Annotated in this window: 17 protein-coding genes; 12 read left to right on the forward strand and 5 right to left on the reverse strand. The window is 64.8% G+C overall.

Annotation, left to right across the window (positions count from 1 at the left end; translation table 11 throughout):
- Positions 1 to 7: 7 nt before the first annotated feature.
- The 4 genes from ACO550_RS24315 (at position 8) to ACO550_RS24330 (ending at position 3,848) form a co-directional block, all read left to right on the forward strand.
- Positions 8 to 1,036 carry an ABC transporter permease subunit gene (locus ACO550_RS24315; RefSeq protein WP_315594618.1) on the forward strand — a complete coding sequence of 343 codons (1,029 nt, stop codon included), beginning with the start codon at positions 8 to 10 and terminating at the stop codon, positions 1,034 to 1,036.
- Positions 1,029 to 1,793 carry an ABC transporter ATP-binding protein gene (locus tag ACO550_RS24320; RefSeq protein ID WP_315594617.1) on the forward strand — a complete coding sequence of 255 codons (765 nt, stop codon included), beginning with the start codon at positions 1,029 to 1,031 and terminating at the stop codon, positions 1,791 to 1,793. Before ACO550_RS24315 ends, ACO550_RS24320 begins: the two co-directional genes overlap by 8 nt.
- A complete protein-coding gene (locus ACO550_RS24325) occupies positions 1,780 to 2,487 on the forward strand; it encodes an ATP-binding cassette domain-containing protein (protein WP_315594616.1) in 708 nt (235 codons plus the stop codon). Before ACO550_RS24320 ends, ACO550_RS24325 begins: the two co-directional genes overlap by 14 nt.
- Before the next feature lie 188 nt (positions 2,488 to 2,675).
- Entirely contained in the window at positions 2,676 to 3,848 is a 1,173-nt protein-coding gene (locus tag ACO550_RS24330) for an ABC transporter substrate-binding protein (protein WP_315594615.1), read from the forward strand.
- Positions 3,849 to 4,028: 180 nt separating this feature from the next.
- Here the strand turns inward: ACO550_RS24330 and ACO550_RS24335 are convergent, their stop codons facing one another.
- The gene (locus tag ACO550_RS24335) at positions 4,029 to 6,626 is read right to left on the reverse strand and encodes a DUF6600 domain-containing protein (protein WP_315594614.1); all 2,598 of its coding nucleotides are present in this window, start codon (positions 6,624 to 6,626) and stop codon (positions 4,029 to 4,031) included.
- A 287-nt stretch (positions 6,627 to 6,913) separates the two neighbouring features.
- Complete coding sequence (locus ACO550_RS24340; RefSeq protein WP_315594679.1) at positions 6,914 to 8,239, reverse strand: EAL domain-containing protein; 1,326 nt, start codon at positions 8,237 to 8,239, stop codon at positions 6,914 to 6,916.
- Positions 8,240 to 8,528: 289 nt separating this feature from the next.
- Between ACO550_RS24340 and ACO550_RS24345 the strand changes: the two genes are divergently transcribed.
- From ACO550_RS24345 to ACO550_RS24380, 8 genes are all read left to right on the forward strand, one after another.
- Positions 8,529 to 10,148: a methyl-accepting chemotaxis protein gene (locus tag ACO550_RS24345; protein ID WP_315594613.1), complete on the forward strand. Its 1,620-nt coding sequence runs from the start codon at positions 8,529 to 8,531 to the stop codon at positions 10,146 to 10,148.
- 22 nt (positions 10,149 to 10,170) lie between these two features.
- The gene (locus ACO550_RS24350; protein ID WP_315594612.1) at positions 10,171 to 10,647 is read left to right on the forward strand and encodes a chemotaxis protein CheW; all 477 of its coding nucleotides are present in this window, start codon (positions 10,171 to 10,173) and stop codon (positions 10,645 to 10,647) included.
- On the forward strand, positions 10,644 to 11,963 hold the full coding sequence (locus ACO550_RS24355; RefSeq protein ID WP_315594611.1) for a CheR family methyltransferase: 1,320 nt from the start codon (positions 10,644 to 10,646) through the stop codon (positions 11,961 to 11,963). Before ACO550_RS24350 ends, ACO550_RS24355 begins: the two co-directional genes overlap by 4 nt.
- Positions 11,956 to 12,660, forward strand: a complete 705-nt coding sequence (locus tag ACO550_RS24360; protein WP_315594610.1) for a chemotaxis protein CheW — start codon at positions 11,956 to 11,958, stop codon at positions 12,658 to 12,660. Before ACO550_RS24355 ends, ACO550_RS24360 begins: the two co-directional genes overlap by 8 nt.
- Positions 12,657 to 14,960 carry a response regulator gene (locus ACO550_RS24365; RefSeq protein ID WP_315594609.1) on the forward strand — a complete coding sequence of 768 codons (2,304 nt, stop codon included), beginning with the start codon at positions 12,657 to 12,659 and terminating at the stop codon, positions 14,958 to 14,960. Before ACO550_RS24360 ends, ACO550_RS24365 begins: the two co-directional genes overlap by 4 nt.
- Positions 14,957 to 15,991, forward strand: coding sequence for a chemotaxis-specific protein-glutamate methyltransferase CheB (gene cheB / locus ACO550_RS24370; RefSeq protein WP_315594608.1), 1,035 nt, complete (start codon positions 14,957 to 14,959; stop codon positions 15,989 to 15,991). Before ACO550_RS24365 ends, cheB begins: the two co-directional genes overlap by 4 nt.
- A complete protein-coding gene (locus ACO550_RS24375; protein WP_315594607.1) occupies positions 15,991 to 16,998 on the forward strand; it encodes a diguanylate cyclase in 1,008 nt (335 codons plus the stop codon). The genes cheB and ACO550_RS24375 overlap by 1 nt, the downstream gene beginning before the upstream one ends.
- 388 nt (positions 16,999 to 17,386) lie before the next feature.
- The gene (locus ACO550_RS24380; RefSeq protein WP_315594606.1) at positions 17,387 to 18,166 is read left to right on the forward strand and encodes a DUF4397 domain-containing protein; all 780 of its coding nucleotides are present in this window, start codon (positions 17,387 to 17,389) and stop codon (positions 18,164 to 18,166) included.
- 75 nt (positions 18,167 to 18,241) lie between these two features.
- Here the strand turns inward: ACO550_RS24380 and ACO550_RS24385 are convergent, their stop codons facing one another.
- From ACO550_RS24385 to ACO550_RS24395, 3 genes are all read right to left on the reverse strand, one after another.
- The gene (locus ACO550_RS24385; protein ID WP_315594605.1) at positions 18,242 to 18,547 is read right to left on the reverse strand and encodes a transcriptional regulator; all 306 of its coding nucleotides are present in this window, start codon (positions 18,545 to 18,547) and stop codon (positions 18,242 to 18,244) included.
- A gap of 183 nt (positions 18,548 to 18,730) precedes the next feature.
- Positions 18,731 to 20,233 carry a tripartite tricarboxylate transporter permease gene (locus tag ACO550_RS24390; RefSeq protein WP_315594604.1) on the reverse strand — a complete coding sequence of 501 codons (1,503 nt, stop codon included), beginning with the start codon at positions 20,231 to 20,233 and terminating at the stop codon, positions 18,731 to 18,733.
- Positions 20,234 to 20,246: 13 nt separating this feature from the next.
- A complete protein-coding gene (locus tag ACO550_RS24395) occupies positions 20,247 to 20,708 on the reverse strand; it encodes a tripartite tricarboxylate transporter TctB family protein (RefSeq protein WP_315594603.1) in 462 nt (153 codons plus the stop codon).
- Positions 20,709 to 20,909: the final 201 nt, after the last annotated feature.

A 20,909-nucleotide genomic window follows, 5' to 3' on the forward strand; every position in this document is an offset into this window, starting at 1 on the left:
CAACAACATGAAAGCATTGCACGGCAAAACCGGCTGGACACTGTTGCTGGCCGCGGCCATCGCGTTCCCGCTGCTGGTACCCAACAGCTACTTCCTGTCGGTGATGACGCTCGCGTTCATCACCGCCATTGCCACGCTCGGCCTGAACCTGCTGACCGGCTACACGGGACAGCTCAATCTGGCGCACGGCAGTTTCATGGCCATCGGCGCCTATACGCTCGGCATCCTGACCGTCGACCACCAGTTGCCATTCTGGCTCGCCTTTGCGTTGTCCGGCGTGGTCTGCATGGCCCTGGGCGTAGTGGTGGGCGTGGTGTCGTTGCGACTGAAGGGACACTACTTCTCGATCTTCACGATGTGCGTGGGCTACATCATCTATCTGCTGATCGAAAAATGGGAAAGCCTGACGCATGGCGCGGTCGGCCTGATCGGCATCCCGGTACCTGCCTCGATCGGCCCGCTTGTGTTCGACAACGTGCAGGCGCAGTACTACCTCGTGCTGTTCTTCCTGGCCGTCGGCACCTTTGTCATGCACCGCATCGTCAGCTCGCTGCTTGGGCGCAGCTTCATGGCCGTACGCAACAGCGATGCACTGGCCGAGGCGCTCGGCATCAACCTGATGCGCACCAAGGTACTGTCGTTCGTGCTGTCGGTGGGCTACGCAGGCATCGCCGGTGCGCTGTACGCGGGACAGGTCCGCTTCCTGGGCCCCGATATCGCCCGCACCGATCTCACGTTCGACATGGTGATGTCGATGCTCGTAGGCGGCACCGGCACGCTGCTCGGACCGCTGCTGGGTGCGGTGCTGGTGCCGTGGGTCACGCAGACGCTGCAGTTCCTGCAGGACTACCGGATGCTGGTATTCGGCCCGGTGCTGATCCTGCTGATCATCTTCGTACCCGATGGCATCGTGGGCTCATACCTGAAGCGCCAGGCACGCCGTGCCGCCGCGCAACGCCGTGGTGAGCTGGCGGCAGCGCGCATGGCGCAGCCGACGCCAGTCCCGACGACCCGTCCCGGAGCCGAGAATGCTTGAGATCCGCAACCTGACAAAGAAGTTCGGCGGCCTGACCGCGGTCCACGACGTCTCGGTAACGTTCGAGACCGGCCATATCAATGCGATCATCGGCCCCAACGGCGCCGGCAAGACCACGTTCTTCAACCTGGTTGCCGGCACGCACGCGCCCACTTCGGGCCAGATCCTGTTCAAGGGCCAGGACGTGGCCGGACTGCGCGCCGACCAGATCGCGCGGCTGGGTGTGGCCCGCACGTTCCAGGCCACCTCGCTGTTCGATCGCGCCACGGTGCTCGACAACCTGATCGTCGGCCACCGCCTGCGTACGAAATCGGGCCTTGCCGACGTGCTGTTCAACACGCGGCGGCTACGCGAGGAAGAAAAGCTGTGCCGCGAGAAAGCCGAGGCCGCGCTCGACTTCGTCGGCCTGTCGCACCTGGCGCATGAAGTGGCCGCCGATATCACGCAGGAAGCGCGCAAGCGCGTGGCCTTCGCGCTGGCGCTGACCACCGACCCCGAACTGTTGCTGCTCGACGAACCGGCCGGCGGGGTAAATCCGGAGGAAACCGTGGGACTGGCCGAACTGATCCGCAAGATGGTGCGCCATGGCAAGACCGTCTGCCTGATCGAACACAAGATGGACATGATCATGCGGCTGGCCGACAAGATCATGGTGCTCAACTATGGCGAGAAGATCGCCGAGGGCACGCCCGCGCAGATCCAGCAGGACCCGCGTGTGATCGAGGCCTACCTGGGAGCCGACCATGTTGCAGCTTGAACGTGTTTCGCTGTCGTACGGCAGCTTCCGCGCACTCGACAACATCACGCTCCACGCGAAAGCGGGCGAGCTCGTGGTGCTGCTCGGTGCCAACGGCGCTGGCAAGAGCTCAATCTTCCTGGCCATGAGCGGCATCCACCGCACGAGCGACGGCAGCATGCGCTTTGACGGGCGCGAACTGGGCGGCATGAAGCCGTCGCAGATCGTGCAGGCGGGACTCGTGCATTGCCCCGAGGGCCGCAAGCTGTTTCCGGCAATGAGCGTCGAGAAGAACCTGACGCTCGGCGCGTATGTGCATCGCGGCGACCGGGCCGGCATCCGTACCACGCTCGACGAGGTCTACGAGATGTTCCCGATCCTGCGGCAGAAGAAGGACGATCCCGCGGGTTCACTGTCTGGCGGTCAGCAGCAGATGGTGGCGCTGGGCCGCGCGCTGATGGGACGTCCGCGCGCCCTGCTGCTCGATGAACCGTCGCTGGGCCTGGCCCCGCTGGTGGTCAAGCAGATGTTCGAAGTGATCCAGCGCATCAACCGTGCCGGTACCACGGTATTGCTGGCGGAACAGAACGCCTACGCGGCATTGGGCATCGCCCATCGCGCCTATGTCATCGAGGGCGGACGCATCGTGATGGAAGGCGACCGCGACACGCTGCTGAAGGACGAAGGGATTCGCAAGGCTTATATCGGGGGCTAATCGCCTTTTCTTCGTAGTGTTTTCTCCCCTCTCCCGCCATGCGGGAGAGGGGCCGGGGGAGAGGGCAAGCGCATCGCATCAGGAAGCGCGTCCGCAATGCAACGGCCGGCCCTCTCCACCAACCCCTCTCCCGCGCGCGGGAGAGGGGAGCAAATACAAGCGCAGTGACATAAACAAGGAGACAGCACATGCACCACAAGACATTGGGTCGTTTCTTCGCGCTGGCCGCGTGCGCCGCGGCAGCCGTCATCGCATCGGCGCCGGCCATGGCGCAGGAAGTCGTCAAGATCGGTTATACCGGGCCGCTGTCGGGCGGCGCCGCGCTGTATGGCAAGAACGTGCTGTCGGGCATCCAGATGGCCGTGGACGAGATCAATGCCGCCGGCCTGCAGGTCAACGGCAAGAAGGTGAAGCTCGAGGTCGTCTCGCTTGACGACAAGTACGCGCCGGCCGAGGCCGCCATCAATGCACGCCGTCTGGTCCAGCAGTACAAGACACCGGCTGTGTTCGTACCGCATTCGGGCGGCATCTTTGCTTTGCAGGCCTTCAACGAGCAGGAGAAATTCCTGGTCATGGCCTACTCGAGCGTGCCGCGCATTACCGATGCCGGCAACAAGCTGACGATTCGCATCCCGCCGGCGTACACGGGCTATATCGAGCCGTTCGTCAAGGCGCAGATGAAGCGCTACGGCAAGAACGTGGCGCTGGTGCCGGCCGACCACGACTATGCCAAGGCATGGGTGCAGGCATTCGTACCGGCCTGGGAAGGCGCCGGTGGCAAGGTGGTGGGCAACAATCCGATGTCCTACACCAAGGCCACGGACTTCTACACAGGCGTGTCGCGCGCCATTGCCGACAAACCCGACGTGATGTTCGTGGGTGGCCCGTCCGAGCCGACCGCACTGGTCGTCAAGCAGGCGCGTGAACTTGGATTCAAGGGTGGCTTCATCATCATGGACCAGGCCAAGATGGATGAAATGTCCAAGGTGACCAACGGACTCGCCATGCTGGAAGGCTCGATCGGCGTGATGCCGCTGGTCAACGATGGCCGCCCGGCCGCGCAGGCCTACAACGCACGCTACAAGAAGCTGCACGATGGCCGTGACGCCACGACGGAGATGTCACTGAACTACACCATGACCTGGGCACTGGCCAATGCGATGAAGCTGGCCGGCACCACCACCGATGCGGCGGCGATTCGCGCCAAGATGCCCGATGCAGTCAAGGCGCTGCCCAAGGACGTGAACCCGAACGAGGTGGATGGCATCGACGCCAAGGGCGGCTCGGTGGCCGATACCGTGGTGGGCTGGGTGCAGAAGGGCAAGATCGAACCGGTGCGCTTGTCCGAACTGGGCAAGTAACCGGCAACCAGGCAGCGAGAGAGTGAGAGAGAGGTGAAGGGGGAAGTACCCTGCTGGCGGGCTGGCCAGCGATATAAACGATTGAAAGCAATCGGAAAATCGTAAGTGGAGAGAAAAAGGGCGTCCGCCAAAAACGGACGCCCTTTGTCTTTCAGGCGATCGTCAAGGGATCGTCAAAGGCTAGCGCCGATCATCGTTGCGCGCCTGCTGCCCGTGGCGTTGCTCCTGCTGCGCGCGTTGTTGCTGTTGTTGCTGCTGCTGTTGTTGTTGCTGCTGGTATTGACGCTGCCGCTCCTGCTGCTGTTGCTGTTGTTGCTGCATCTGCCGCTGCTGTTCCTGGGCCTGCCGTTGCTGCTGTTGCTGCTGCTGTTCCTGGAAATGGCGTTGCTGCTCCTGCGCCTGGCGTTGCTGCTCCATCTGCTGGCGCTGCACGGCCTGCTGGCGCTGCTGCTCGAACTGCTGGCGTTGCTGGTCCTGGAATTGCCGCGCCTGTTCGAGTTGCTGGCGCTGCGCCGCCTGCTGACGCTGCTGCTCCATCTGCTGGCGTTGCTGGTCCTGCGCCTGCCGCTGCTGGTCAAACTGTTGCTGCCGTTGCTGCGCCTGGCGTTGCACGTCCATCTGCTGGCGTTCCTGTGCCTGGCGTTGCTGGTCAAACTGCTGTTGCCGCTGCTGCGCCTGGCGTTGCACGTCCATCTGCTGGCGTTCCTGTGCCTGACGCTGCTGGTCAAACTGCTGCTGCCGCTGTTGCGCCTGGCGTTGCACATCCATCTGCTGGCGCTCCTGCGCCTGGCGCTGCTGGTCAAACTGCTGCTGCCGCTGCTCCTGGAGCATGCGCTGTTGCTCAGACTGCTGGCGGCGCTGCATGTCTTGCGACTGCCCTTGCGATTGCCGTTGCTGCTCCTGGAACTGCCGCTGCTGGTCGTCGCGCTGCCGCTGCAATGCCTGTTGCTGGCGCTGCTGGAAATCCGCCGACTGGCGTTGCTGGTCCTGCAATTGCCGTTGCTGTTCGAACTGCTGGCGTTGCTGCGACTGTTGCTGCCGCTCCGCCTCGGGCGGCAGGCCACGCATCTGCTCGGGACGCTGACCCTGGCCGCGTCCATTCTGCGCGGCCTGGCTCATCCGAACGTCAGGCTGCCACGACTGCATGGCCTGCACTGGCTGCGGCCCGCGTCGTCCATCCTGCCTGGCTTGCTGGCCTCTGTCTCGACCATCGGCGCCGGGCGTCGGCCCGCGCCATGCTGGTCCGGCCCCGGCCGTGCCGCCTTCACGCGCGAAGCGGCGCGCCAGTTCATCGGGCCCCACGCGCCCCGGCGGATGCGCGGCAATGACCTGGCGATCAAACCCCTGTCGCGCGGTCGGCGGCAAGCCTTGCGGCCGGGCGCCACCGATCAGGCTGTTCTTGACCGGGGCCATGGGCGGCCCGCCACGGCCTTCGCCAACCGGCAGGTGGCGCCATTCATCGCGATGGCTGTCACGCGGCACCGCGCGGCCCTCGACAAAACTGCGCGATGGCATGCCCGAGATCGCACCGGGAACATTGCGGTTGACCCAGCGGTCGCGATCTCCGCCATGGGTCCACGTGTTGTTGACCGGGAAGTTGTTAATGCGCGTGACGTAGCGCGGGCTGGCGCGATAGATCGGCCGGTACGTGTCGCGCGGCCCCAGCGGATACCACGCCACGCCGGGTCCGCCACCGATGCGGATGGTAGCCGCGGCGCCGCCAATGAATCCAACTACGGCCGGCGCATAGCACGGCCGCACCGCGACCGGCCCTGGCACCCAGCCCCAACGGCTGCCGAAGTATGCCCAGCGGCCATAGTGCGATGGCGCAAAACCCCACGGCGCATCGTCGATCCATGTCCACCCCCACGGCGCCACCCAGGCCCAGTGCCCGGCGCTGTAAGGCGCCCAGCCCGAAGGCATCGCACGCGGGAACCACACCGCGCCATAGCCGGGGTCCTGCTGCCAGTCACCGTAGTCGTCCAGCGCGGTATAGCCGGTCATATCGGGCGGCACATAGCGCGCCGAGACCGAGGCATCCTCCCGCGCATCGCGCGCGGCAATCCACTGATCGAAACCGTCCGGGGGCGGATAGCTACCCTGACCGGCATCGGCGAGGTCCGAACCGGCAAAGCGCATGCGCTGGCCGCGACTCAGTTCGATCGAGCGTGAGTCGCCGTAAAGCACCGCGCTGCCGTGTCGCATCGTCACCAGCGTGGTGGTACCGTCCGGCGAAACATCGAGCCGATAGTCGCCAGGCTCGCGCGGCACGAACGCCAGGTTGGGGGTATCCACCTCCACCTGCTGGTCGGGTGGCAACGCGCGTACGCGCAGTTGCAGCGTGCCCTGGGTCAGCTTGACCTGGGTTGAGCGGTCATCGAGATTCAGGATGGTGGCAGCGGTGGCGCCGCCGAGCCGTACCGCCGTGGTACCGGCATGCAGCTCGGCGCGGCCTCCCGGGGCCACCCAGAGCCGGTCGCCGGTGGTGATCGGCCGGTTGGGGCCAACCGACGCCCATTCGTCGGACCCGGCCGGTGCAAAGCTGAGACCGCCCGCCATGTCGGTGACCGTGGCGATACGCGATGACGGATCGGCCACCATCGCATCGGGATTACCGAGCACATTGGCGTCTGCAGGGTCCTGCTGCGGATAGCCCGGCTGGCCATAGCCGGGCGGCACCGACGGGTTGTAGTCCTGGGACCGCACGGCACCAGAGGCCAGCAATACTGCCAGGCCAAGGGCCACGGGCGCGAGCACGAAACGTTGACGGGATGACATGACGGGTTACCTGAATCCGGCGGGGCGCACGGGCGACCATCGCACGGCGGCACGCTCCTGTTGCCACCGTATATCGGATAACGGCGCGGCGACTCGCCAGTGCACCGGACTTTGTAAGCACATATTTCCCGCCCCGGCTGGCCGGGCTTGCGGGATAAAGGTGGATACAAGTCTTGCAGTTACCTGCGCCGGATAGCCGGGATTGGCCGGGATTGACCGGAAACGGCCGCGGCGATGCTGCACCGCCGCAACAAGATCGCAGCGGCCCCGGGCTGGGCAGCCCGGCGTCAGGCCGGCTGGTTGCGCAGGAAGTCGGTCAGCCGGTCGGCCGGCATCGGCCGTCCATACAGGTAGCCTTGCGCCTCGATGCAGCCGTTGGCCAACAGGAAATCCCGCTGCTCAGCGGTTTCCACCCCTTCGGCCACCACACCAATCTTGAGACTCTGCCCGACGTTGATCACCGACCGCACAATGGCGGCGTCGACACTGTCCTGAGTGACATTACGGATAAAGGACTGGTCGATCTTGAGCCGATCCACCGGAAACGACTTCAGGAAGCTCAACGACGCGTAGCCGGTGCCAAAGTCGTCGCAGGTCAGCGTTACCCCGTCACGACGCAAGGCCTGGAGCTGGTCTGACACTTCATCGCCCTGTTGCAGGGCGATGGTTTCGGTGATTTCGATTTCGAGCCGGTCCGGCGGCAGTTCCAGTGCGCGCAGTACGTGCCGCACCTCGGTAAGCAGACGGCTCTCCGAGAGCTGCGCGGCGAACAGGTTGATGGCCACGCGCGGCGCCTCGGGAAAGGTCAGCGACCAGGCACGGGCCTGTGCGCAAGCCGTGTGCAGCAGCCACATGCCGACATCGGCAGCCACGCTGCTGGCGGCCAGTGCATCGATGAACGCGGCCGGCGTCAGCAGGCCCAAGGTGGGATGCCGCCACCGCATCAATGCCTCGGCCCCGACCACGCGACCGTCGCGCAGGTCCACCTGCGGCTGGTACAACAATTCAAACTGCCGTTGGGCGTAAGCTTCGCGCAAGGCCTGAACGAGCGACAGGCGTGTCGTCACGTCGGTGCGCATCTGGGGCTTGAAGAAACGGATGGTCCGGCCGCCGTCATGCTTGGCGCGGGCCAGGGCGAGGCTGGCCGCGGCCAACACGTCCGATGTGGTATCACCGCCCGCGGGCATCACGCACGCCCCTACGCTGGCCAGCACATGATGGCGATTGCCATCCAGTTCGTAAGGGGCCGACAGCATCGACAGGATGGCCGCACTGACATGGCGCACCAGCGTAGGATCGGAAATCGAGGTCAGCAGCACGCCGAACTCGTCGCCACCCACGCGGCCGACCACGGCATCGCGCGGCGATGCATCGCGCAGGCGGCGCGCCACCTGCACCAGAATGGCGTCCCCTTCCGGGTGGCCATGCATGTCGTTGAACGCGCGGAAATCGTCGATGCCCACCAGCAAGAGGGCGAAACGGGGCGTCGTCTCGCTTTGCAGACGAGTTTCTACCCGCTTCAAGAATGCCTGGCGGGCGACCACGCCGGTCAGCGGATCCATATCCGCCGGCGGCAACGCGCCAGTCGCCTGCGCCTCCGACTTGGCCACCATCCCTGCCCTATCAGTTGTGATGAACATGTTTCCCGCTCAAGCTATTTGGCAAGTGTGACGAAAACCCTGAAAAAAGCAAGCGCTTCAAATCGCCGCCGTAACCGCGCAACGGCGCGGGATGGGGCGCACCCGGCCGCCGTTGAAATGCCCCGGACGTTACAGTACCCTACGCCGCAAACGCCCACCACCCGAACGAGGTATATCCCTTGACCGGAATGATGGCGTCCCGTGCCCGGCCGCGCCAGACCAGCGGAGGCGACCGGCCACCCAACGAAAGATATCGTCTACCGTGAACCACTGGACCCTCCGCACGCGCATCCTGGCAAGCTTTACCTTCATCCTGCTGGTCATGGCGCTGATGGGCGTAGTCGCCTATAACCGCCTGTCCGCCATCGAGCATGAGACCGACGTCATGCGGACCGACGCCCTGCCGGGCCTGAACTACAGCACCGGCATGCGTGGTGTCTGGGGCGAGTTCTATGTGCTGGCCTGGCAGGTGGTGACCGAGAACGACAATGTCCGCCGCACGGCGGTGTTGAACCAGGTCCAGGACGCGACGCACAGGCTCGACGAGCTGCAAAAACGCTACGAAGAATCGATCGCCAGGGAAGAGGATCGCGTGCGTTTCAATGCGTTCAAGGCACTTCGTACCAGATACGAGCAAGCCGCACAGGCTTATATCGACCCCACGCGCTGGAAGGACACCGCCACTGCCGAAGCGGCGCTGCGCGGCAGTGTCCATGGCATCTGGATCGACGGACGCAAGCAACTCCAGGAACTGGTTGACGACAACAACGCTGTGAACGAGCGTGCCGTGGGCGGCATTGTCCATGCGGTCAACGCCGCCAAGATCGGCATCGAGGTGGCCCTGGCCATCGCCGTGCTGGCGGCCCTTGGCTGTGGCTACCTGTTGTTGCGCGCCATCAACGTGCCGATGCGCTCCATCGTATCGCTGCTGACCACCATGCGCGGCGGCGATCTGCGCCAGCGCATGGCGCTGAACCGCCGCGACGAATTCCAGGCGGTCGAGGAAGGCTTCAACCAGATGGCCGGTGAACTGACCTCGCTGGTGGGCCAGGCCCAGCGGTCGGCGATCCAGGTCACCACCTCGGTCAACGAGATTGCCGCGACCGCCCGCCAGCAGCAGGCCACCGCAACCGAAACCGCCGCCACGACCACGCAGATCGGCGCCACGTCGCGCGAGATCTCGGCCACCGCGCGCGACCTGGTTCGTACCATGAGCGAGGTTTCGCACGCCGCCGAGCAGACCGCCGGCCTGGCTGGCACCGGGCAGGTCGGACTGTCGCGCATGGAAGGCACCATGCACCATGTGATGGAGGCCGCCGGATCGGTCAACGCGCGGCTGGCCACGCTCAACGAGAAGGCCGGCAACATCAACCAGGTGGTCACCACCATTGCCCGCGTGGCGGACCAGACCAACCTGCTGTCGCTCAACGCGGCAATCGAAGCCGAAAAGGCCGGCGAGTACGGCCGTGGCTTCTCCGTGGTAGCCACCGAGATTCGCCGCCTGGCGGACCAGACCGCCGTGGCCACCTACGATATCGAGCAGATCGTGCGCGAGATCCAGTCAGCGGTCTCGGCCGGCGTAATGGGCATGGACAAGTTCTCGGAGGAAGTGCGGCGCGGCATGTCCGAGGTCACGCAGGTGGGCGACCAGCTTTCGCAGATCATTGGCCAGGTGCAATCGCTGGCGCCGCGCGTGCAGATGGTCAATGAAGGCATGCAGGCCCAGGCCGGCGGTGCCGAGCAGATCAACCAGGCGCTGATGCAACTGTCCGAGGCCGCCCAGCAGACGGTGGAATCTCTGCGCCAGTCGAGCCAGGCCATCGACGAGCTGACGCTGGTTTCCAACGAACTGCGTAGCGGCGTCTCGCGCTTCAAGGTCTGAGCCAACCCGGTCGCTCCCCGCCATGGCGCTCTTCCTGTTGTTCCGTATCGGCTCCGACTACTACGCCATCGATAGTGCCGAGGTGGCCGAAGTCCTTCCGCTGACCGCCACCAAGCAGATCCCCGGCGCGCCGGCATGGGTCAGCGGACTGATGGTCCGCCGCGGAGAACCGGTCCCGGTCATCGACATGAGCGCATTGGCCACGGGTCAGCCGGCCGCGGCACGGACCAGCACGCGAACCGTCCTCGTGTACTACCGGCGACCGGGCAACCCCGAGCCAGGCGTTACGCGCCTGCTGGGACTGCGGCTTGAATACGCCACCGACACCTTGCGGTGCGATGCCGCGTCGTTTGTCGAAGGGGGCATTGCGCCCGGCCAGGCGCGCTATCTGGGTCCTGTGCGCCACGATGCGCGGGGCCTCGTGCAATGGGTGAAAGTAAGCGACCTGCTGCCCGACGCCGTGCACACGCTGCTGTTTCCGGAGCCAAGCCCGGCATGACGGACCTGCCCCACCCCTCCACACCGATCGAAGCGTTGCTCAAGGAACGCATCGGCCTGGACGCGGCGTCGATCGGCCCCGCCACGATTGCCCGCGCGGTCGAGGAACGCCGCCTGGCGGTCGGGGCGAGCAATCCTGATGCCTACTGGAACGTCCTGCACGCGACACCAGACGAATTGCAGGCGCTGATCGAGGCGGTGGTGGTACCGGAAACCTGGTTCTTCCGTCATCGCGAAGCCTTGCTGGCACTTGGCCGCTTTGCCGCGCAGCGCATATTTGGCGCCGGCGAGCGCCTGCTGCGGGTGCTCAGCGTGCCCTGCTCCACCGGCGAGGAACCGTATTCGATTGCGATGGCCCTACTCGACGCCGGCATCCCGGCCGGGCGCTTCCGGGTGGATGCCGTCGATGTCAGCGCCCGGGCGCTGGAACGTGCCCGCGCCGGCCTCTATGGCGGCAATGCGTTCCGGGGTTTCCCGCTTGATTTCCGCGAGCGCCATTTCACCCATGTGGCTGCCGGCTACCAGCTTTCGGACAAGGTGCGCGCGCAGGTGCGGTTGCTGCCAGGCAATCTGGTCGCGCCCGACCTGCTGGCGGGTGAGCCGCCCTATGACTTCGTGTTCTGCCGCAACCTGTTGATCTATTTCGATCCGGCCACGCAGCAGCATGCCGTACAGACGCTGCGCCGACTTGCCGCGCCAGACGGCATGATCTTCGTCGGCCCCGCCGAGGCCAGCCTGTTGACGCGCGAGGGCCTGGCCAGCGCCGGAATTCCATTGGCCTTTGCGTTTCTTCCCCAACCGGTGCGCGTACAACCCCAGGTTGTGCCCATACCCTCGAAAATGCCGGTTCGATCGCCAGAACCAGCGGCACTACGGAGTCACGAAGGGCGCCAGGAAAGACGCCGGGAAGGCTTCCAGCACCTCGACAGAATGCGCGCGCCACGCCTGGCGGGCCCACTAGCTGGACCCGGCACCGGCAACGACGGCAACCGCAACGACAGCAACAACACCGCGCTGGCATCGATCTCCGCGCTGGCCGACCGCGGCGACCTCGATGCCGCCATGGCCGCATGCCAGCAGTATCTGGACGCTCACGGCGCGTCGGCCGACGGCTGGTGCCTGCTTGGTGTGCTGCACGATGCCGCCGGCCGGACCACCGACGCCCATGCCGCCTATCGCAAGGCGGTCTACCTGGACCCCGGCCACGAAGAAGCGCTCTACCATCTGGCCGCGTTGATCGACAGCACGGGCGACGCCGCCGGTGCACGGCGCCTGCGCGAGCGCGCCCAACGTCATGCCCGACTGAGCCATGGCTGATTCCATACTCCAATCCTCTACTGCCACGCTGCCAGGCCTGGCGGCCGGCACGGTTGACGACTGCTGGCGCCGCATCGGCACCGGTGGCGACCGCTCCTGCCCGCAACTGGCCACGTACCTGCGTTGCCGCAACTGCCCGGTCTACACACAGGCGGCCGTCACCGTACTCGACTCGCTGGCCCTGAACAGCGTGCCGGACGTATCGGCCTATGCAGGCAATGACGACGACACACTGGAAGCCGATCGCCGCACCGGACAGTCGCTCCTGATCTTTCGCGTCGGGGATGAATGGCTGGCATTGCCAACCGCTGTACTGGGCGAAGTCACCGCCCCGGCCACGGTCCACTCCTTGCCACACCGTCGTCACGCGGCGCTGGTCGGGGTTGCCGCGGTGCGCGGTACGCTGCTCACCTGCGTCTCGCTGGCGTTGTTGTTCGGCGGCACCAGCGCGGAACTCGACAATGCCCAAGCCGCGCGCTTCCTGATTCTGGGACAAGGCCGCAATGCGATTGCACTGCCAGTCGCCGAGGTAGCCGGCGTCGAGCACATCCCACGCCGCGCACTGCTGCCACTGCCCGCCACACTGGCGCGCGCGTCGGCACGCTATACACAGGCGTTGTTCGAGCATGAGCAGCGCAGCGTCGGGTTGCTCGACGCCGACCTGCTACGCCAGGCACTGTCGCGGAGCCTGTCATGAATCCCGAACAGTTGCGTGATGCGTCGATGCTCGACCTGTTCGCGCTCGAAGCCGACGCGCAAGCCGAGGTGTTGAACGCTGGCCTGCTGGCACTGGAGCGCGACCCCACGGCCACGGCACAGCTTGAGGCATGCATGCGCGCCGCGCACTCGCTGAAGGGCGCCGCGCGTATCGTCGGGCTCGAAGGCGGCGTGCGGGTGGCCCACGTAATGGAGGACTGCCTGGTCGCCGCACAGCGTGGCGGCATCGTGCTGACGCCCGCGCATATCGATGCCCTGCTGCAGGGTACCGACCTGCTCCAGCGCGTTGGCCATCCACCCGACGGCAACCTCAACTGGCCGGAACTCGACGGCAAGGCCGCAATCGATGCGTGGATTGCCCATATGGGTCATCTGATCGATGGCGACGGTGCCGTACCGGCGCCGCCCGCGCCGAAGCCCGTATCCGCGAAGCCCGCTGAAACCGGGCCTGCGCCGGCTTCTACGCCCGCTTCTGCACCCGCTTCTACGCCCACTTCATCCCCGGTATCGGAACCATCGTTCGACACCCAGGAACGCATGCTGCGCGTCAACGCCGACCGGCTTGACCGCCTGCTGGCGATGGCCGGCGAGGCTCTGGTCGAGTCTCACTGGCTACGTCCGTTCGGCGGCGCGATGCAACAGGCGCGACGCGTGCAGATGCGCGCAATGCAGGCACTGGACGGCGCCCAGGCGCTGCTCGACTCCGCGGACGGCTCGGTCCCGCGCATGCAGGCAGCGCTGGCGGCGGTGCGCCAGATCCTGGAAGACAGCCACGGCCAGCTGTCGCAACGCGTGGATGAGTTCGACCAGTACGATCACCGCGCCAGCCGGCTCTCGCGCCAGCTCTACGACACCGCGCTATCGTGCCGCATGCGGCCGCTATCCGATGGCATTACCGGCTATGTGCGCATGGTGCGCGATCTTGGGCGCGCGCTTGGCAAGAACGTCCACCTGACGTTGTCCGGCGAGCATACTCAGGTCGACCGCGACATTCTCGAACAACTCGATGCGCCGCTGGCGCATCTGCTGCGCAATGCCGTCGATCATGGCATTGAGTTGCCTGCCGTTCGAAGCGCAGCCGGCAAGCCCGAAGAAGGATGCATCACGCTTCAGGCTCGCCATAACGCCGGCCGCCTTGTCATCGAGATATTCGACGATGGCGCGGGCGTCGACCTCGACGCGCTGCGCTCGGCGATCGTGCGGCGAGGTCTGGCCCAGGCCGAGACCACGGCGCGCATGTCGCAAGCGGAACTGCTCGAATTCCTGCTGTTGCCGGGCTTCAGCCTGCGCGAGACCGTCTCCGAAGTATCGGGCCGCGGCGTGGGGCTGGACGCCGTTCAGGACATGGTCCGTGCCGTACGCGGCAGCCTGAAGCTGTCGCAGCAACCAGGCAACGGTCTGCACTTCCATCTGGAATTGCCGCTGACGCTGTCAGTCGTACGCGCGCTGCTCGTGGAAGTCTCGGGCGAGGCCTACGCGTTTCCGCTTGGCCTGGTGCAGCGCGCCGTGGCCGTGCAACGCGATGCCATCGAACAGACCGAGCAGCACCAGCACTTCATGCACGACGGACGCCCCGTGGGGCTGGTCAGCGCCGCGCAGATCCTGCAGCGCCCGGAACGGCAGCATGAAGGCCACGCGGTACCGGTGGTGGTGATCGGCGAACAGGAACGCGTCTATGGCGTGGCGGTGGACCGTTTGATCGGCGAGCGCCTGCTGGTGGTCCAGCCGCTGGCGCAGGCGCTGGGCAAGATCAAGGATATCGCCGCCGGCAGCCTGACCGACGATGGCACGCCGGTACTGATATTCGACGTCGAGGACATGCTGCGTTCGGTAGAGAAGCTCGTTTCGGACGGCCGCATCGAGCGCGTGCGCCAGGGTACCGCCGACACGGCCAGCGTGCGCCGCAAGCGCGTGCTGGTGGTCGACGACTCCCTGACCGTGCGCGAACTGGAGCGCAAGCTGCTGGCAACCCGCGGCTATGACGTCGCGGTGGCGGTCGACGGCATGGACGGCTGGAATGTGCTGCGCGCCGAGTCGTTCGACCTCGTGATCACCGATGTCGACATGCCGCGCATGGATGGCATCGAGCTCGTAACCCGGATCCGCAGCGACACGCGGCTCGCCGCCCTGCCGGTGATGATCGTTTCGTACAAGGACCGCGAACAGGACCGCGAACGCGGCTTGCAGGCCGGTGCGGACTATTATCTGGCCAAAGGCAGTTTCCACGACACCGCATTGCTTGACGCGGTCCACGACCTGATAGGCGAGGCACGCACATGAAAATCGGTATCGTCAACGACTCGAACCTCGCCGTGGCAGCACTACGGCGCGCGATTGCACTTGATGCCGCACTCGACGTGATCTGGGTCGCCGCCGATGGCGAACAGGGGGTGCAGATGGCCGCCGCGCAGACCCCCGACCTGATCCTGATGGACCTGCTGATGCCGGTCATGGACGGTGTCGAAGCCACGCGCCGGATCATGGCGGCTACGCCGTGCGCCATCGTAGTGGTCACGATGGACCTCGGCCGCAATGCGAACCAGGTGTTCGATGCGATGGGACATGGCGCGATCGATGCCGTCGACACGCCCACGCTGACCGAATCCGAGCCCAAGCTCGCGGCCGGCCCGCTATTGCGCAAGATCCGCAATATCGGGCGCCTGCTGGGCGGCCGCGCGCACGCGCCCCACACGCTTGCGGCGGCATCCTCGGCACCTGCGGCGCCGCGCCTGGTGGCACTTGGCGCATCGGCCGGCGGCCCCGCCGCGCTGGCCACGTTGCTGGGCGCGCTGCCGGCCGGCTTCAGTGCCGCCGTGGTGGCCGTGCAGCATGTGGACGAAGCGTTCGCGCAGGGCATGGCCGAATGGCTCGATGCGCAATGCCAGCTGCCGGTGCGCATCGCGCGCGCCGGGGAGACGCCGCAGGCAGGCACGGTACTGCTGGCCGGCACCAATGACCATCTGCGACTGGTGGCCGGCGCGCGCATGGCCTATACGCCGGAACCGGGCGACTACCTGTATCGCCCGTCCATCGACGTGTTTTTCGAGAGCGTGGTCGAACACTGGCGCGGCGAGGCCGTTGGCGTGCTGTTGACCGGCATGGGGCGCGATGGCGCGCAGGGGCTGAAAGCGATGCGCGAGCGCGGCTTCCTGACCATCGCGCAGGACCAGGCCACCAGCGCGGTGTACGGCATGCCAAAGGCCGCGGCAACACTGGGAGCGGCCTGCGAGATCCTGCCGCTCCCGCGCATCGCGCCACGCGTGGTGCTGGCCTGCGGTGGCGAGGCCAACAAGAACAAGGAATGCAAATAATGCCCAGACATCTGAACTCGGCCGATGCGGCGGCCAACAACGAATACCTGGCCATGGTGCTGCTGGTTGACGACCAGGCCATCATCGGCGAGGCCATCCGGCGCGCACTGGCGAACGAGGCCGATATCGATTTCCACTACTGCGCCCAACCCGAAGAAGCAGTGGCCGTGGCGGAGCGTACGCAGCCGACCGTGATCCTGCAGGACCTGGTGATGCCCGGCACCGACGGGCTGACGCTGGTGCGCCGCTACCGGGAAAATCCCGGCACGCGCGATATCCCGATCATCGTGCTTTCCACCAAGGAAGAACCCACGATGAAAAGCGCCGCGTTTGCGGCAGGCGCCAATGACTACCTGGTCAAGCTGCCGGACACCATCGAACTGGTGGCGCGTATCCGCTATCACTCGCGCTCGTACCTGAACCTGCTGCAACGCGACGAAGCCTATCGCGCCTTGCGCCAGAGCCAGCAGCAACTGCTGGAAACCAACCTCGAACTGCAGCGCCTGACCAATTCCGATGGGCTGACCGGCTTGTCCAACCGGCGCTATTTCGATGAGTACCTTGGCGCGGAATGGAAGCGCGCGCAGCGCGAGCAGACGCAACTGGCGTTGCTGATGATCGATGTCGATTCATTCAAGGCATACAACGACACCTACGGGCACGTTGCCGGCGATGAAGTGTTGCGCCGAGTGGCGAGCGTGATCCGCGACAACTGCGCGCGTCCCGCCGATCTTCCGGCACGCTTCGGCGGCGAGGAATTCTCGATGATCCTGCCGGCCACCTCACCGGGCGGGGCACGGCTGCTGGCCGAGAAAGTCAGGCGCTCGATCGAATTGCTGCAGATTGCGCATGCCGGATCGTCGACCAGCGGATTTGTCACGGTCAGTATCGGCGGCGCGGTCATCGTTCCGGACGGCGATGCCAACTTCAGCCGGCTGGTTGAAGCGGCGGATACCGGTCTTTACCAGGCCAAGCGCAACGGCCGCAACCAGGTAGTCATGGTGTAGTTATTACCGCTGCGCGCCATGCGCGCAAGGTAAAGCCATCGATCCACACATTGCGTGGAGCACGCATCCGCAGGTAACAAGCCGGCATGCGTGCACGCACGACACCGGCAAGCGATCGCCGGATTAATAACGTCGTTTTTTCAACGCCGTACGAACTTACACCCTCGTACGAACGTGTGTCAGCCTTGCAACCAAATTGTCGGACTTCTCCGACAGGGAATTCGGAAGCCCGCGTCTGTCTCGGCCATCTGCCGATGCCTATCGTTACATCAGGCAAGCGCAATTTCATACGGCTGCCAGCAGCAACCCGCAGTAGCACGATTGCCGCGCGCGGTACGCATCGCTATCGCGCGGACGTTCCGATTCCTACGACAAGAGGTGAACACACATGACGCAATTCAAACGCAGAATCATTCTGGGTCTCGCGCTGGCAACCACCGCGGTACTGACAGCATGCGGCGGCGGCGACGACGGCATCGATGACCGCATCGGCGTAAGCAAGCCGTCGGTGCGCGTGATCCATGCTGTCACGGCCGGCCCCAATGTCGACGTACTGCAAAACGGCGCGCTGACCTCGCTGCAGAACATCCCGTACAAGACCGTATCTGGCTACTTCGACGTGTCGACCGGCAACAACCTGTTCGCGTTCAACCTGGCGGGTACCTCGACGCAGATCGGCTCGACCACCGTCGACGCACATACCGGCCACAAGTACACCGTGGTTGCGCTGCCCGGCACCACGTCGGCCGACGTCGTGCAGATCGACGACCCGTACGGCAAGGGCCTGCTCGACACCTCGGCGCGTGTCCGTACGCTGAACGCGTCGATCAACGCGCAGAATGTCGACGTCTACCTGACCACGCCGGCAGTGGACCTGAACAGCGTATCGCCGAACATGGCTGCGGTGAAGTACAAGAGCGCGGTGCCAGCATCGGGCCAGGATTCGCAGTATGTGGATGGTGGCACCTACCGCCTGCGCATCACCACGGCAGGTACCAAGACGGTGATCTTCGACTCGGGTTCGCTGTCGATCAGCAAGAACGCCGACTGGCTGATTACGACCATTCCGGCCGACGGCTTTGGCGCAGTGGTACCCAACAAGATCAAGGTACTGGTGGCGCAGAGCAATACCAGCAATGCCACGGCACAGGAACTCGTGAGCCAGTAACCAGGCCCGTGGTTGCAATCATGCAAAACGCCGCCTTTCAGGCGGCGTTTTGTTCTTGATGGTGCGGCGCGCAGTTTAGCTGTCCGCGCCCTCTTCCACCACGTCGGTCTTGAGTACGTCCAGATGCGCAAGGTAGGCATCGAGTTCTGCGCGTCCCTCATCGGTGATCGAGTAGACGCGTCCGTTGCCTTCGACCAGTTCCGCCGTGATCGCGCGCGCCATCATCAGGCTACGCAGGATCGGGCGCAAGGCGCGGATATTCTTGTCGATGCCGCGGTCGCGCAGCCGCTCCATCAGGTTGAAGACCGTCGTAGGGCTGGCCTGGACGAGCTTGAGGATATAAAGCCGGGATACGATCCGGTCGATCGAAGGCGGTTTCATGGGCGCAGGCGACGCAGCCAAAGGTGCGGGAATTCGGATCATCATGCGCAGCCCATGACTGCAAAGGCAGCCGGGCCCCTTTCGTTCTGTTTCAGAAAAAACGGGGTGCACAAATGGCACCCCGAATGCTTGCTAGGTTCGCGCCGCCACGGCGGCGCGATAGTTCAGGAACGCCACGGAGCGTTATTCTTCCTGGAACGCTTCTTCGCGCTTGGCCTTGATCGACGGCAGCGCCACCACGGCCACCAGCGCAGCGGCTGCGATGAGCAGGCCCAGCGACAGCGGACGGGTGAAGAACACCGTGAACTCGCCACGCGACAGCAGCAGGGTACGGCGGAAATTCTCTTCCATCATCGGTCCCAGCACGAAACCGAGCAGCAGCGGCGCCGGTTCGCACTTGAGCTTCAGGAACAGATAGCCGATCACGCCAAACGCTGCAGCCATGAACACATCGAAGGTCTGGTTGTTGACCGAGTACACGCCGATGCAGCAGAACGTGAGAATCGCCGGATACAGGAAGCGATACGGCACGGTCAGCAGCTTCACCCAGATACCGATCATCGGCAGGTTCAGGATGATCAGCATCAGGTTGCCGATCCACATCGAAGCGATCAGGCCCCAGAACAGCGACGGGTTGCTGGTCATCACCTGCGGACCCGGCTGGATGTTGTGGATCGTCATTGCGCCCACCATCAGCGCCATCACGGCGTTGGGCGGAATACCGAGCGTCAGCAGCGGGATGAACGAGGTCTGGGCTGCGGCATTGTTGGCCGATTCCGGACCTGCCACGCCTTCGATCGCGCCTTTGCCGAACTCATGCGCATACTTCGACGTCTTCTTTTCCAGCGAGTACGCAGCGAACGAAGCCAGTGCCGCACCACCGCCCGGCAGGATACCCAGCGCCGAACCCAGCACCGTGCCACGCAGCACGGCAGGGATCATGCGGCGGAAGTCCTCGCGCGTCGGGAACAGGTTGGTCACCTTGTTGGTGAAGGTCTCGCGGGCTTCCTTCTGTTCCAGGTTCGCAATGATTTCCGCGAAGCCGAACATACCCATGGCCAGTGCCACGAAGTCGATACCGTCGGTCAGTTCCGGAACGTCGAACGAGAAGCGCGCCGCGCCCGAGTTCACGTCGGTACCGATCAGGCCCATCAGCAGACCCAGCACGATCATCGCCACGGCCTTGGGCAGCGAACCCGATGCCAGCACCACGGCACCGATCAGGCCCAGGATCATCAGCGAGAAGTATTCGGCGGGACCGAACTTGAACGCCAGTTCCGACAGCGGCGTGGCGAATGCGGCCAGGATCAGCGTGGCCACGCAGCCGGCGAAGAACGAGCCCAGGCCAGCCGTGGCCAGTGCCACACCGGCGCGGCCACGTCGTGCCATCTGGTAGCCGTCGATGGTGGTCACCACCGATGACGATTCGCCAGGCAGGTTCACCAGGATGGCGGTGGTGGAACCACCGTACTGTGCACCGTAGTAGATACCGGCCAGCATGATCAGCGCGGCCACCGGCGGCAGCGAGTACGTCACCGGCAACAGCATGGCGATGGTGGCCAGCGGGCCCAGGCCCGGCAGCACGCCGATCAGCGTACCAAGTACACAACCCAGGAATGCATACGCCAGGTTCTGCAGGGACAATGCCGTGGAAAAGCCCAGGGCAAGGTGATCAATCAATTCCATATCGTGTGACTCCTTAGCCGGTGATAAAGGCCGGCCATACCGGCATCTGCAGGTTGATGCCGTACACGAATGCACCCATGCTGATCAGCACCAGCACGACACCGTTCAGCAGCGCGCCCTTCCAGCTGAATTCATGGCTTGCCATCGACGACACCAGCACCAGCACGAACACCGACAGGACCATGCCCAGTGGCTTGAGCAACAGGCCGAACAGCACCACGGAACCGAGAATCCACAACAGGATCTTCAGGTCCCAGCGGGCCAGCTGATCTTGTTCGCCCTTGGACGACAGGGAGCCGATGGTTACGAACGAGCCCAGCAGTGCAAGCACCAGACCGAGCAGGAACGGGAAGTATCCCGGTCCCATCTTGGCGGCTGTTCCCATGGAATAGCCGCGTGCGACGAAGGAAAAGCCAAGACCGACCAGGATGAACATCAGGCCGGAGGCAAAGTCCTTTTGGCTGCGTATGCGCAAAACGATCTCCTCAAAGTAGTGAAAGCGGTACCGCGTGACGCCGGCTCAGACGCCCACACTGCGAACGCGTAAATTCGTACACACGTCCGATGCGATGGTGCGAACGATAAGAACGGCAACTTTCAGCCGCCTTTCATTTGTCTGGGGTTTAGGGTATTTCCCGATCACTCATACGTATCGCACATTCATCGTTACATCATG

The organism is Cupriavidus sp. (genome assembly GCF_057315035.1).